The following is a 13339-nucleotide window of genomic DNA, read 5'->3' as shown; positions in this document are numbered from 1 at the left end:
TAATGTTTCATGTAACCCCAAATAATAAATCAAAGTTACAGAACAGATACTCCAAATAGGCGGAGCAGTATTATGGTAAACACCTCGGGCGTCACTAATAAACCAACCACAAAGACGCAAGATAAAGTACTTCTCAAAATTGATCGTGTTAGTAAACTTTTTGATGATGTCCGTGCGGTCGATAATGTCTCATTGACTATCAATCAAGGTGAAATTTTCGCATTATTAGGTGGGTCAGGATCGGGTAAATCGACTTTGCTACGTATGTTAGCGGGTTTTGAGAAACCCACAGAAGGCCGTATTTTTCTAGACGGCGTAGACATTACCGACATGCCTCCGTACGAACGTCCAATTAATATGATGTTCCAGTCTTATGCATTATTTCCACATATGACAGTAGAACAGAACATCGCTTTTGGTCTTAAACAAGACAAGATGCCTAAAGCCGAAATTGCTCAGCGCGTTGAAGAAATGCTTAAGCTGGTGCATATGGAGAAATACGCTAAGCGTAAACCACATCAGTTATCAGGTGGTCAGCGTCAACGCGTTGCCTTAGCGCGATCATTAGCTAAACGTCCTAAATTACTGTTACTTGATGAGCCTATGGGCGCATTAGATAAAAAACTACGTACACAAATGCAGCTTGAAGTGGTCGATATTCTTGAAGCTGTAGGCGTAACTTGTGTGATGGTAACCCATGATCAAGAAGAAGCCATGACCATGGCGGGCAGAATTTCTATTATGAATGAAGGTTGGATTGCGCAAACGGGCAGCCCAATGGACATTTATGAAGCGCCAAATAGTCGCATGGTAGCTGAGTTTATTGGCACGGTTAACTTATTTAAGGGCGATATTATTGAAGATGAAGCCGACCACGCCATCATCAAGTCACCAACCCTAAAACAGCCTTTTTATATTGGCCATGGTATTTCAACCAGCCTAGATAATAAAACCGTGTTGCTTGCCGTACGACCAGAGAAAACCATCATTACTCGTGAGCAGCCAGAGGGTGAATATAACTGGGCGAGAGGCGTTGTGCATGACATTGCATACTTGGGCGGCATTTCAGTGTTTTATATCAAACTGAGAAACAACCAAATTGTGCAGTGTTCAATGGCAAACCGTGAACGTCGCGCAGATAACCCAACTTGGGAAGATGAAGTATATATCAGTTGGGAAGACACTAGTGGGGTGGTATTAAACTCATGATAAATCCATTTAAGCGCCTAAGAGGCCGGCATCTCACAATAGGTATGCCCTATTTGTGGCTACTGATGTTTTTTGCTTTACCGTTTGCAATCGTGCTTAAGTTGAGTTTTTCAACTGCTGCCATTGCGATTCCACCCTATGAAGCAACATTTAGTTATATCGACGAGTCATTATCGATATTTTTAAACTTAGGTAATTATTTACTGTTGTTACAAGACTCCATGTATTACATGGCGTATTTAACTTCACTAAAAATGGCATTAATTGCCACAATCGGCTGTTTAGTGCTGGGTTTCCCTATGGCGTATGCGATTGCTAGAGCGCCAGCAAGATTCCTGCCTGTGTTGTTGTTACTGGTGATGTTACCTTCTTGGACTTCATTCTTAATTAGAGTGTATGCCTGGATGGGCATTTTAAGTAACACTGGATTAATCAATAACTTCTTAATGTGGTTAGGGATCATTTCTGAGCCAATCCAAATGCTTAATACTAATTTTGCGGTATATATTGGTATTGTTTATGCCTATCTACCATTTATGATTTTGCCTTTGTATGCAACCCTAGTGAAGATGGACATGAGCTTAATCGAAGCTGCATCAGATTTAGGTTCAAGTAGTTTTAATACATTCTGGAAAATCACTTTGCCTTTGGCAATGGGTGGTGTGGTAGCAGGCTCGATGTTGGTATTTATTCCTGCCGTTGGTGAGTTTGTTATCCCTGAATTGTTAGGTGGCCCTGATTCGTTGATGATTGGTAAAGTTCTGTGGCAAGAGTTTTTCAATAACCGCGATTGGCCTGTGGCTTCGTCACTTGCCATTGTGATGCTAGCACTGCTTATTGTGCCAATTACCTTGTTCCATAGATATCAGTCACGCAACATGGAGAACGATGCATGAAGAAGTTAAGTTTCTCTAAAGTGATGCTGTGGTTTGGCTTACTATTCTTATATGCGCCAATGTTTATTTTGGTTATTTATTCTTTCAACGAATCAAAGCTTGTTACCGTGTGGAGTGGTTTTTCTCCTAAATGGTACGGTGAGTTATTTCGTGATCAGCAAATTTTAGATGCGGTATGGGTGAGTCTACGGATTGCATTTTATAGCGCAACTATGGCAGTCATTATTGGCACTATGGCGGCATTTGTTATGACGAGGTTCCGTCGCTCATGGGCAAAATTAACCTTATCTAACATGATCACAGCACCGCTAGTAATGCCAGAAGTGATCACAGGTTTGTCATTGTTGCTGCTTTTTGTACAAATGGCAGATACGTTTGGCTGGCCTGCTGAGCGTGGCATGTTAACCGTATGGATAGCACATTCAACATTCTGTGCTGCCTATGTTGCGGTCGTTGTGTCATCTAGGTTACGTGAGTTAGACCAGTCAATAGAAGAAGCTGCAATGGATTTAGGGGCAACGCCTCTAAAAACATTCTTCTTAATTACTGTGCCTATGATCGCACCAGCATTAATTGCCGGTTGGTTACTGTCGTTCAGTTTGTCGTTAGATGACTTGGTTATTGCCAGCTTTGCATCTGGACCAGGTTCAACAACCTTACCAATGGTGGTCTTTTCATCGGTACGTTTAGGTGTTTCACCTAAGATTAACGCGTTAGCGACGATTATCATTTTAGCGGTATCTTTGGTGGCTTTCTTGTCATGGTATTTGACAAGACGGGCAGAGAAAAAAGCCAAAGAAGCGATGGAATCTTAATTTTATCATGTTAAAAAAAGCGCGTGATCATTCAAGTGATTGGATAATCAACGCGCTTTTTTATTGCTTAACCTTCACTGGGGTTAGGGATCTTATTGGCTGTTATCCTGCCATTAATAGCAAATATTTTAATTATAAGCCCAAGCCATTGACGCCTAGGGTAAAACTATTTTTACCTCTGAAAGATTGTCTTATTTAAAGTGTTTAATATTTTCAACAAACTGTAAATAATTGTGCCTTTTCGCTAGTTTTTATTTTAGCCTAGGTGTAGGATTAGACAGTTGTATTTTGCAATGTACATATAAGGGAAATGCTATGTCCGCGACACCTCATGCTAGTTCATATTATGCCGCATCGGCCAACGATAAAGTGGAGCGTCCTAGACTTGAATCATCAATAGAAACAGACGTTTGTATTGTTGGTGCTGGTTACACAGGTTTGTCTTCCGCGTTACATCTTTTAGAGAGCGGTATGAAGGTTGTGGTACTTGAAGCAGCCCGGATCGGTTGGGGAGCATCTGGCCGAAATGGCGGTCAAATTGTTAACTCTTTCAGCCGCGATATTGACAGTATTGAAAGAGTTGTTGGTAAAGAACAGGCAAAACTTTTTGGTCAAATGGCATTTGAAGGCGGACGTATTATTCGCGAACGTATTGCCAAATATAATATTGATTGTGACTTAAAAGATGGTGGTGTTTTTGCTGCCATGAATAAAAAACAAATGGGCCATTTACAGTCTCAAAAAAATCTATGGGAAACCCATGGTCATACTCAACAGCTTGAGATTTTAGATCAAGATGCGATTCGTAAAGTGGTTGATACTGATTTGTATGTGGGTGGTTTATTAGATAAAAGTGGTGGTCATATTCACCCACTAAACTTGGCATTAGGCGAGGCGCGTGCTGTTGAATCATTAGGTGGATTGATTTTTGAAGACTCAGCAGTGATTGACATTGACGATGGCGCGTCTCCTGTTGTGCGTACAGCTCATGGTCAGGTTAAATGTAAATTTGTGATAGTTGCAGGCAACGCATATCTAGGTAAGTTATTACCAGAGCTACATGCTAAATCAATGCCTTGTGGCACTCAAGTTGTTACCACTGAACCACTATCAGATGAGCTTGCTGCCAGTATTTTACCGCAAGATTACTGTGTAGAAGATTGTAACTATTTACTCGACTATTACCGTTTAAGTGGTGATAAACGCTTAATTTTTGGTGGCGGAGTGGTATATGGCGCTCGAGATCCCGCCAACATTAAAGCGCTAATTGAACCTAAATTATTAAAAACCTTCCCGCAGTTAAAAGATGTAAAAATCGATTATGCTTGGACAGGAAACTTTTTAATGACTTTATCGCGTTTACCACAGGTTGGGCGTATTGGTCATAATATTTATTACTCACAAGGTTGTAGCGGCCATGGTGTTACTTACACTCATTTAGCCGGTAAATTATTGGCTGAAATGCTAAACGGTCAAGCTACACGCTTTGATGCCTTTGCGGCGTTACCGCATTATCCGTTCCCAGGTGGACACGCATTAAGAGTGCCATTTAGTGCATTGGGCGCTTGGTATTACACAATGCGCGATAAGTTCGGCATTTAACTTCGGATTATTGAGATTAAGGAGATCGTCATGTTGTTGAATGATCCAAGCTTACTGCACGAGCAATGTTATATCGATGGCCAATGGGTCTGTGCAAACTCAGGTGAAACCATTGCAATAGCAAACCCTGCCAATCATGAGATTATCGGCCATGTCCCTGTTATGGGTGCAGCTGAAACACTGACAGCCATAGATGCCGCCAATAAAGCCTTACCGGCTTGGCGTGCGCTAACTGCTAAAGAGCGCAGCAGCAAATTACGCCGTTGGTTTGAATTATTAATTGAAAACGCTGACGATCTTGCATTGCTGATGACAACTGAGCAGGGTAAACCGTTAGCTGAAGCCAAAGGTGAGGTTGCTTATGCCGCCTCATTTATTGAATGGTTTGCTGAAGAGGCAAAACGAGTATATGGCGATACGATCCCTGGGCATCAAGCAGATAAAAGACTGACAGTTATTAAGCAACCTGTTGGGGTAACGGCAGCCATTACGCCATGGAACTTTCCAGCTGCTATGATTACCCGTAAAGCGGCGCCAGCGTTAGCTGCGGGTTGTACCATGGTAGTGAAACCTGCTCCACAAACGCCGTTCACCGCTTTAGCTCTAGCTGAACTTGCTCATCGAGCAGGTATTCCTGCGGGAGTCTTTAGCGTGGTGACTGGTGATGCTATTGCCATTGGCAATACTCTTTGCGAAAGCCCAATTGTACGTAAGTTATCTTTTACTGGCTCAACAGGCGTTGGCATTAAGCTCATGGCGCAATGCGCCCCAACACTTAAAAAGATGTCTTTAGAACTGGGTGGTAATGCACCGTTTATTGTATTTGATGATGCAGATTTGGATGCCGCTGTTGATGGTGCGATGATCGCTAAATACCGTAATGCAGGACAAACCTGTGTTTGCGCTAATCGTATTTATGTTCAAGCTGGTGTTTATGATGCTTTCATTCAAAAATTTGCAGATGCCGTTGGCAAGTTGAAAGTGGGCGCCGGAACAGAGCAAGGTGTCACAACCGGTCCATTAATTAATGCCGATGCCGTTGCTAAAGTTCAACGTCATTTAGATGATGCAGTAAGCAAAGGTGCCAGCATAGTTGTGGGTGGAAAGCCGCATAATTTAGGCGGGTACTTTTTTGAACCCACCATCATGCGCGATGTAGATAAAAGCATGTTAGTGGCCCGTGAAGAAACCTTCGGCCCATTAGCACCTGTGTTTAAATTTGAATGTGTCGATGACGTTATCCAGCAAGCCAATGATACTGAGTTTGGTTTAGCCGCCTATTTTTATGGCCGTGATATCTCATTGGTATACAAAGTGGCTGAAGCGCTTGAATATGGCATGGTAGGGGTTAACACAGGATTAATTTCTAATGAGGTCGCGCCGTTTGGTGGCATTAAGTCTTCAGGCCTAGGCCGTGAAGGTTCTAAATTTGGCATCGAGGAATACCTCGAAATGAAATATATCTGTATGTCGGTTTAGTCCGCATCATAGGGAGTAGGCAATGAGTAAAACAAACGAAGGATTAATGGCCCGTCGCCAAGCCGCGGTAGCTCAAGGTGTAGGGCAGATTCACCCTGTTTTTACCCAGCGTGCAGAAAATGCCACGGTGTGGGACGTAGAAGGCCGCGAGTATATTGACTTTGCAGGTGGTATTGCCGTGCTCAATACTGGGCATTTACATCCCAAAGTGAAAGCGGCTGTGCAAGCTCAATTGAATGATTTCTCGCACACTTGTTTTATGGTTCTTGGCTATGAAAATTATATTGAGGTTTGTGAGAAGCTCAATCATTTAGTGCCCGGTGATTTTGCCAAAAAGACGGCCTTATTTACCAGTGGTTCAGAAGCGGTTGAGAATGCAGTTAAAGTCGCACGAGCTTACACCAAACGCGCGGGTGTGATTGCATTCACTTCTGGCTATCACGGTCGCACAATTGCGGCGTTAGCCTTAACAGGTAAAGTGGCACCATACAGTAAAGGTATGGGACTTATGTCAGCGAATGTATTTCGTGCTGAATTCCCTTGTGAGTTACATGGCGTATCTGAAGATGCGGCAATGGCTTCTATTGAGCGAATTTTTAAGAATGATGCCGAGCCAAGTGACATTGCCGCAATAATACTTGAGCCTGTTCAAGGTGAAGGCGGTTTCTACGCGGCATCACCAAGCTTTATGCAACGTCTGCGTCAATTGTGTGATACCCATGGCATCATGTTAATTGCAGATGAAGTGCAAACAGGGGCAGGTCGTACAGGCACTTTTTTTGCGATGGAGCAAATGGGTGTTGCACCTGATATCACCACTTTTGCTAAATCAATAGCAGGTGGTTTCCCGTTATCGGGAATTACAGGTCGTGCTGAAGTGATGGATGCGATTGGCCCAGGCGGTTTGGGCGGTACTTACGGTGGTAGTCCATTAGCATGCGCCGCGGCATTAGCTGTGATTGAAGTTTTTGAACAAGAGAAATTGCTTGAGCGCGCTAATAGCTTAGGTGATCGCATTAAAACATCAATTACCGCAATGCAAAGCAAATATAGCCAAATTGCTGAGGTGCGTGGTTTAGGTGCAATGATTGCCATTGAGTTAATGGAAAATGGCCAGCCAGCGCCGCAATATTGTCCAAAAGTATTAACGGAAGCCCGTAACAGAGGATTGATTTTGCTATCTTGCGGTACCTACGGAAACGTTTTACGAGTGCTAGTGCCTTTAACGGCGCCAGATGCACAAGTTGATGCGGGTTTAGCGATTATGGATGAAGTCTTTAATGTTGTTTTTAATGGATAAAGCCCATTAGGTCTGCATAATATTTAAGCCCTATTTACGAATAGGGCTTTTTTGTCTCTAAACCTCTCATTTTCAATAATCTAGACTAGACTAAAGTGTATGTTTGCAATTTTTAGCAAAACAATAAAAATGATAATAACAGCGGAGTTAAAATATGAAGGCATTGCCTGTCAAAACAAAATTACTTTGGATTACTTCAGGATTATTTTTGCTGATCGTATTAACGTTATCATTAAGTTTATGGTGGGGATTAAGCGATAAAAACAAAATATTGTCTGCTCAGGTGGATGACACCTTACATGATGAAATCAGTCAAAAATTATCAGCCAAGGCTGCTGAGTATGGTCAACAGATTGCAGGGTTTATCAATGAAGCCTATCGTATTCCTTTTTCGTTTTCCGGTATGGTTGAATACACTGCACAAAATGATCCGCTCGATCGTTCAAAACTAGAAGCACTATTGGTTGCCAACTTACGCAAGAATGCGCAAATATCTTCTATGTATGCCCAATTTGAGTCAAACGGCTACGACGGTAGAGACAGTGAATATCTGCAAGGATTTAGCCACAGTGTGCCAGACAACGGCGGATTAGAAATTTATTACACCCGTAATGACGACGGTTCGACCGAGCATCAACAGGTCGATGACGCTGAAGAAAAATACGTGGATACCCTTAATGAATTTGGCATACGCGAAGCCGAATGGTATTTATGCGTCAAAGACACCAAAAAACCCTGTTTGATGGAACCTTACCTCTATGAGATCACCCCTGGTAATAATGCGTTAATGACATCTCTTACGGTTCCTGTTGTGGTTAACCAACAGTTTAAAGGTATGGTAGGAGCGGATGTTAACTTACCTATTTTTCAAAAGTTAATTGTGCAACTATCACAAAGTCTTTATCAGGGTAAAGCCAAAGTGACTTTACTCAGCCAGCGAGGTTTAGTGGTCGCGGCAAGCCATTATGACAAACTAGCTAGGCCGTTTGCTGAATCTATTTCGCCTCAAAAAGCGGCTGAATTAATGAAGCTACATAAAAGTAACCAAATCTATAGTGACGATGACATCATAGCGGTGGCTTTCCCTATTCAAATTCCATTAGCTCAAGCAACCTGGTCATTGGTGATTGAAGTACCCAAAGAGCAAGCATTTGCCGCAATAACTAAAATGGATAATGCCATGGATGAAATGGCGGCTTCATTAGGCAGTTTATTGTTAACCCTAGGGGCGATAGTGTCGATTATCGCGATTGGTCTAATTAGTCTGGTTATCCGCAGTATTATTTCACCGCTGAATATGATCCAGCAAAGGGTTGAGAATTTAGGCAGTGCTGAAGGGGATTTAACCCAATCTATTCATGTCGATTCGCATGCTGAACTTATTGCACTTGCAAAAGGATTTAATCTCTTTATTACTAAACTTAGAGACTTGATTATCGGCCTTAAAGGTTTGGCGGATCGTTCTCAGTCTGAAAGTCAGAAGTCAGCCAAAATTGCACAATTAACCCGTGAAAGCGTTAATCGTCAATATGCTGAAATTGACAGTGTTGTTACTGCTGTTAATCAAATGAGTGCAGCAGCGCTAGAAGTGGCTAAAGCTTCAGAGCAAACCGCCCACGAAACTGAGTCTATGACTAAAAATGTTAAAGAGGGCGAACAACGACTGACCAAAGCAATGAGCTACGTGAATGAGATGTCGGTTGAGTCTGCTCAAGCGCAAAAAGCAGTTGAATTGGTTTCTCAAAGTAGTGGCAATATCAGCGGAATTCTAGAGGTTATCAGTTCAATTGCGGGACAAACTAACCTGTTAGCATTAAATGCGGCGATTGAGGCAGCAAGAGCCGGCGAGCAAGGGCGTGGTTTTGCGGTGGTGGCCGATGAAGTTCGCGCTTTAGCATCAAAAACACAAAACTCTACAGATCAAATTACTAAACTGATTGACTCGCTGCAATCAGAAGTACGCAATGCATCCAGCATTATTGATAAAGGGGCTCAAGGGGCACAGCTTGCCGTTGAGCAAACTGAAATGGCGTTATCATCTTTAAATGCGATTGTGGTGCAGATTAACGAAGTATCATCGCAGGTGACGCATATTGCTACGGCGGCGGAAGAGCAAAGCATGGTGACAGAAGAAGTGAGCAGAAATATCACAGGTATTTCAGACTCGGCAGCTGAGTTATCACAGCTTGCTGATGAAGCTCAACAAAGTAGCCATTCATTAGCTGAATTGGTTCAGCAGCAGCACAGTGAACTAGGTAAGTTAAGAACCTAATACTCTAGACTATTACAGTTAAAAGGTGGCCCAATGGCCACCTTTTGTTTATGCTGCATTTTTATTTTTACATGGTTATCTAATGACAGAGTTTATTGCTCCACCTTGTCTTGGGAATATTGATATCTTGTTTCAAGATGAGCACTTATTGGTCATTAATAAACCCTCAGGCTTGTTAAGTTTATCAGGTAAAAATCCACTCAATGTAGACTCTGTACATCATCGCCTTATAAAGGACTTTCCTGGCTGTACGCTAATACATAGATTAGATTTTGGTACCTCAGGTATTATGCTAGTGGCATTAAATAAGCTTATTAATGGTTTACTGACCAAACAGTTTCAAAACAATGAAGTTGATAAAACCTATATCGCTTTATTGCTAGGCGAACTATCTTGCTTAGAAGGTGATATCAAAGCCCCGATTGCTAAAGGGGAGTTTCCTTTAATGAAGGTATGTGAAACAGGTAAAGCTGCTCATAGCCATTACCGTGTGCTTGAATCTAGCCAGTTACGTCAAAACCAGTCCGTTACTAAAGTGCTATTTAATCCTATAACGGGACGGACCCATCAATTACGTCTGCATAGCCAGTTTATTGGTCACCCCATTATTGGATGTGACCTCTATACCTTGGGTAAGTCACAGCATTTAGCACATAGATTAATGCTTCATGCTTGTAGTTTGTCATTTGTTCACCCCGTGACGGGTGTGAGAATGAATATAGAGAGTCAAAGTGAGTTTTAATTATTCATGGTGTCATAAAACTGGTGCATAATATTACTAAAAGACGTCCATTATTAAGTGTATAGGGGATCAGCATGATCGGGTCTGCGTTAGATTATTTAGCCTTGGTGACTTTTGTTATTTGTTGGTTGGGTTATACCCAGTTTTCAAAGCGCAAAGCTAAAACTACTAACTGTATTGCCAGAGTTATGCATCAGCAACGTATTCATTGGATGTCGCAAATTATCGCCAAAGAGGTTCGAGTGGGTGAGGCGGCATTGTTGGCAAATCTTGAGCGGAATATTGCCTTTTTTGCTTCAACAACCTTACTTATTTTAGCCGGTGTTTTGACCTTATTTTCACAGGTAGAAAAACTTGAAATGGTCATTGGTTCAATTCCATTTTCGGTTTCCCCAGATCACGCATTAGTACAAGTGAAACTTGCATTATTGGCTTGTATTTTTGTATTAGCGTTCTTCCAGTTTACTTGGTCAATGCGTCAATATGGTTTTGTTAATGTAATGATAGGCGCTGCACCACTGGATAAGTCTGGTACAGATAAAAATTTGCTGGCTTATGCCAGACAGATGGCAGTGGTACAAGATCAAGCCGCTCATTCATACAACTATGGTTTACGCTCGTACTATTTCGCAATGGCGGCATTATGCTGGTTTTTACATCCATCGGCGTTCATTTTTGCCAGTTTATTCGTTGTTTATACCCTTTATCAACGCGAGTTTAATTCTCGGGCGGTACAAGCTATTACCTTAGCGCAGTCGCATTTAGAAAAAGATCCAGCTTACAAAGTGAATGAATAGTCGACTGATTGATAAATTTGAGACACAAAAAAGCCCATTTAGAAAATGGGCTTTTTTGTTTTTAATTGGTGGCCCCTCCCAGACTTGAACTGGGGACCTGACGATTATGAGTCGTATGCTCTAACCAACTGAGCTAAGGGGCCGACTTAAGATAGTCGTCACTATCGAAAGCGGGGGAATTATACGAAGTTTATCTCTGCTTGTCACCCGTGATTTTCACTCAATTTTAGTATCTTGATTCAATTGGTTATCTGTTAATCAAAAAGTATGCTGTGGGGCGTAAAAATAGGCATAAAAAAACCTGCCGAAGCAGGTTTTAGCTGAATCAACTTAAAAATCGATTGATTCAATTATCATCGCTAGTGATTACTCATCTAAGAATGATTTTAAGATTTCAGAGCGTGAAGGGTGGCGTAACTTACGTAACGCTTTGGCTTCGATTTGACGAATACGTTCACGTGTAACGTCAAACTGCTTACCTACTTCTTCTAGCGTGTGGTCAGTATTCATGTCGATACCAAAACGCATACGCAAAACTTTTGCTTCACGGGCGGTTAAGCCAGCTAGCACTTCATGGGTTGCATTTTTTAGACTTTCGCTAGTGGCTGAGTCTAAAGGTAGCTCGAGAGTTGTATCCTCGATAAAATCACCTAAATGCGAATCTTCGTCATCACCAATGGGTGTTTCCATAGAGATTGGCTCTTTAGCGATTTTCAATACCTTACGGATCTTATCTTCAGGCATCATCATACGCTCTGCCAATTCTTCAGGGGAAGGCTCGCGGCCCATTTCTTGAAGCATTTGACGAGAAATACGGTTTAGCTTGTTGATCGTTTCGATCATGTGTACTGGAATACGGATGGTACGCGCTTGGTCAGCAATCGAGCGAGTAATCGCCTGACGGATCCACCAAGTTGCATAAGTTGAGAACTTATATCCACGACGGTATTCAAACTTATCAACCGCTTTCATCAGACCGATGTTACCTTCCTGAATTAAGTCTAGGAATTGTAAACCACGGTTGGTGTATTTTTTAGCAATCGAGATAACCAGACGTAAGTTAGCTTCAACCATTTCTTTCTTGGCACGACGCGCTTTCGCTTCACCGATTGACATACGACGGTTAATGTCTTTAATGCCAGCGATGGTTAAATCAGTTTCTTTTTCAACAGCATCAAGCTTGTTCACACAACGAATGACATCATCTTCAACCATACGTAAACCTTCAGCGTATGGTTTGCTGCTGTTCATTTCGGTGGTAAACCATTCAAGACTGGTTTCTTTACCTGTAAATGCTTTAACGAAGTTTTTCTTCGGCATTTTTGCTTGCTCAACAACAAGCTTAAGGATCAGACGTTCTTGAACGCGTACGCGATCCATCATGGTGCGCATGCTTTTTACTAAACGATCAAACTGTTTAGGTACTAAGCGGAATTCTTTGAATAGTTCACCGATAACAAATAATGAGCCGATTGCTTCAGGATGGTCACGACCTTTCTCTGCAATAATCGCTAAGCTTTTTTCATATGCTTCGCGTAATTGAGTGAATTTTTCTTTAGCTTCTTCAGGATCTGGACCTTTTGGACCTTCTTCCTCTTCTTCGTCATCATCGTCATCGTCATCATCGTCTTCGTCATCTAAATCATCATCAGATAGTTCAGAACCGATGTGTGTTGCAGTGGGGGCAACGTCTTCTTCGTCAGGGTTTACAAATCCAGAGATAATATCAGACAAGCGTAATTCGTCAGCTTCATACTGGTCAAATTGCTCTAAAATCATTGCAATAGCTTGTGGGTATTCACTCACTGAGCATTGAACGGTATTGATACCTTCTTCAATACGCTTTGCAATAACAATTTCGCCTTCGCGAGTTAAAAGTTCGACCGTACCCATTTCACGCATGTACATGCGTACAGGGTCAGTTGTACGACCTAATTCACTTTCAACGGTAGCAAGTGCGGCAGCAGCTTCTTCTGCTGCATCTTCGTCTGTGTTGTCTTCCGACATCATCATGTCATCGGCATCCGGTGCTTCTTCAAACACTCGAATACCCATGTCATTTATCATCTGGATAATATCTTCAATCTGATCTGAATCGACCATGTCTGCAGGTAAGTGGTCGTTCACTTCTGCATAGGTTAAATAACCTTGCTCTTTACCTTTAGCGAGCAACAGTTTAAGTTGCGACTGCGGAGTGTGATCCATAGATATCATCCAAGTTTGGGGA

General features: G+C 42.1%; 10 protein-coding genes and 1 tRNA gene. 9 read left to right on the top strand and 2 right to left on the bottom strand.

What is annotated here, in order from left to right; translation table 11 throughout:
* The first annotated feature begins 72 nt into the window (after nucleotides 1-72).
* The 9 genes from potA to IEY03_RS10640 all read left to right on the top strand — a co-directional run bounded on the left by potA (nucleotide 73) and on the right by IEY03_RS10640 (nucleotide 11112).
* Complete coding sequence (gene potA / locus IEY03_RS10680; protein WP_188841407.1) at nucleotides 73-1209, top strand: polyamine ABC transporter ATP-binding protein; 1137 nt, start codon at nucleotides 73-75, stop codon at nucleotides 1207-1209.
* Complete coding sequence (locus IEY03_RS10675) at nucleotides 1206-2105, top strand: ABC transporter permease subunit (RefSeq protein WP_188841405.1); 900 nt, start codon at nucleotides 1206-1208, stop codon at nucleotides 2103-2105. Before potA ends, IEY03_RS10675 begins: the two co-directional genes overlap by 4 nt.
* Entirely contained in the window at nucleotides 2102-2920 is an 819-nt protein-coding gene (locus tag IEY03_RS10670) for an ABC transporter permease subunit (protein ID WP_188841403.1), read from the top strand. The genes IEY03_RS10675 and IEY03_RS10670 overlap by 4 nt, the downstream gene beginning before the upstream one ends.
* 315 nt (nucleotides 2921-3235) lie before the next feature.
* Nucleotides 3236-4522: an NAD(P)/FAD-dependent oxidoreductase gene (locus IEY03_RS10665; protein WP_188841400.1), complete on the top strand. Its 1287-nt coding sequence runs from the start codon at nucleotides 3236-3238 to the stop codon at nucleotides 4520-4522.
* A gap of 30 nt (nucleotides 4523-4552) precedes the next feature.
* A complete protein-coding gene (gene gabD, locus IEY03_RS10660; protein WP_188841399.1) occupies nucleotides 4553-6001 on the top strand; it encodes an NADP-dependent succinate-semialdehyde dehydrogenase in 1449 nt (482 codons plus the stop codon).
* A gap of 22 nt (nucleotides 6002-6023) precedes the next feature.
* Nucleotides 6024-7301 (top strand): 4-aminobutyrate--2-oxoglutarate transaminase, encoded by a 1278-nt coding sequence (gene gabT / locus IEY03_RS10655; RefSeq protein ID WP_188841397.1) that lies wholly within the window; start codon nucleotides 6024-6026, stop codon nucleotides 7299-7301.
* Between the two features lie 154 nt (nucleotides 7302-7455).
* Nucleotides 7456-9573 carry a methyl-accepting chemotaxis protein gene (locus tag IEY03_RS10650; RefSeq protein WP_188841395.1) on the top strand — a complete coding sequence of 706 codons (2118 nt, stop codon included), beginning with the start codon at nucleotides 7456-7458 and terminating at the stop codon, nucleotides 9571-9573.
* Between the two features lie 82 nt (nucleotides 9574-9655).
* The gene (locus tag IEY03_RS10645) at nucleotides 9656-10315 is read left to right on the top strand and encodes an RluA family pseudouridine synthase (protein ID WP_188841393.1); all 660 of its coding nucleotides are present in this window, start codon (nucleotides 9656-9658) and stop codon (nucleotides 10313-10315) included.
* A gap of 74 nt (nucleotides 10316-10389) precedes the next feature.
* The gene (locus IEY03_RS10640; RefSeq protein ID WP_188841391.1) at nucleotides 10390-11112 is read left to right on the top strand and encodes a DUF599 domain-containing protein; all 723 of its coding nucleotides are present in this window, start codon (nucleotides 10390-10392) and stop codon (nucleotides 11110-11112) included.
* A gap of 66 nt (nucleotides 11113-11178) precedes the next feature.
* Here the strand turns inward: IEY03_RS10640 and IEY03_RS10635 are convergent.
* A tRNA-Ile gene (locus IEY03_RS10635) sits at nucleotides 11179-11255 on the bottom strand.
* Nucleotides 11256-11478: 223 nt separating this feature from the next.
* Nucleotides 11479-13317 (bottom strand): RNA polymerase sigma factor RpoD, encoded by a 1839-nt coding sequence (rpoD, locus tag IEY03_RS10630; RefSeq protein ID WP_229778282.1) that lies wholly within the window; start codon nucleotides 13315-13317, stop codon nucleotides 11479-11481.
* Between the last annotated feature and the right edge of the window lie 22 nt (nucleotides 13318-13339).

Source organism: Shewanella aestuarii, assembly GCF_014647215.1.
GTDB classification, from domain to species: domain Bacteria; phylum Pseudomonadota; class Gammaproteobacteria; order Enterobacterales; family Shewanellaceae; genus Shewanella; species Shewanella aestuarii.
The sequence above is the reverse complement of the archived record's forward strand: the minus strand, read 5'-3'. Positions and strand labels throughout refer to the sequence as shown.

Bases quoted from the DNA above. Each gene is read 5' to 3' on its own strand.
- IEY03_RS10675 (WP_188841405.1), top strand. From the start codon at position 1,206: ATGATAAATCCATTTAAGCGCCTAAGAGGCCGGCATCTCACAATAGGT.
- rpoD (WP_229778282.1), bottom strand. From the start codon at position 13,317: ATGGATCACACTCCGCAGTCGCAACTTAAACTGTTGCTCGCTAAAGGT.
- IEY03_RS10645 (WP_188841393.1), top strand. From the start codon at position 9,656: ATGACAGAGTTTATTGCTCCACCTTGTCTTGGGAATATTGATATCTTG.
- gabD (WP_188841399.1), top strand. From the start codon at position 4,553: ATGTTGTTGAATGATCCAAGCTTACTGCACGAGCAATGTTATATCGAT.
- IEY03_RS10650 (WP_188841395.1), top strand. From the start codon at position 7,456: ATGAAGGCATTGCCTGTCAAAACAAAATTACTTTGGATTACTTCAGGA.
- IEY03_RS10670 (WP_188841403.1), top strand. From the start codon at position 2,102: ATGAAGAAGTTAAGTTTCTCTAAAGTGATGCTGTGGTTTGGCTTACTA.
- potA (WP_188841407.1), top strand. From the start codon at position 73: ATGGTAAACACCTCGGGCGTCACTAATAAACCAACCACAAAGACGCAA.
- IEY03_RS10665 (WP_188841400.1), top strand. From the start codon at position 3,236: ATGTCCGCGACACCTCATGCTAGTTCATATTATGCCGCATCGGCCAAC.
- gabT (WP_188841397.1), top strand. From the start codon at position 6,024: ATGAGTAAAACAAACGAAGGATTAATGGCCCGTCGCCAAGCCGCGGTA.
- IEY03_RS10640 (WP_188841391.1), top strand. From the start codon at position 10,390: ATGATCGGGTCTGCGTTAGATTATTTAGCCTTGGTGACTTTTGTTATT.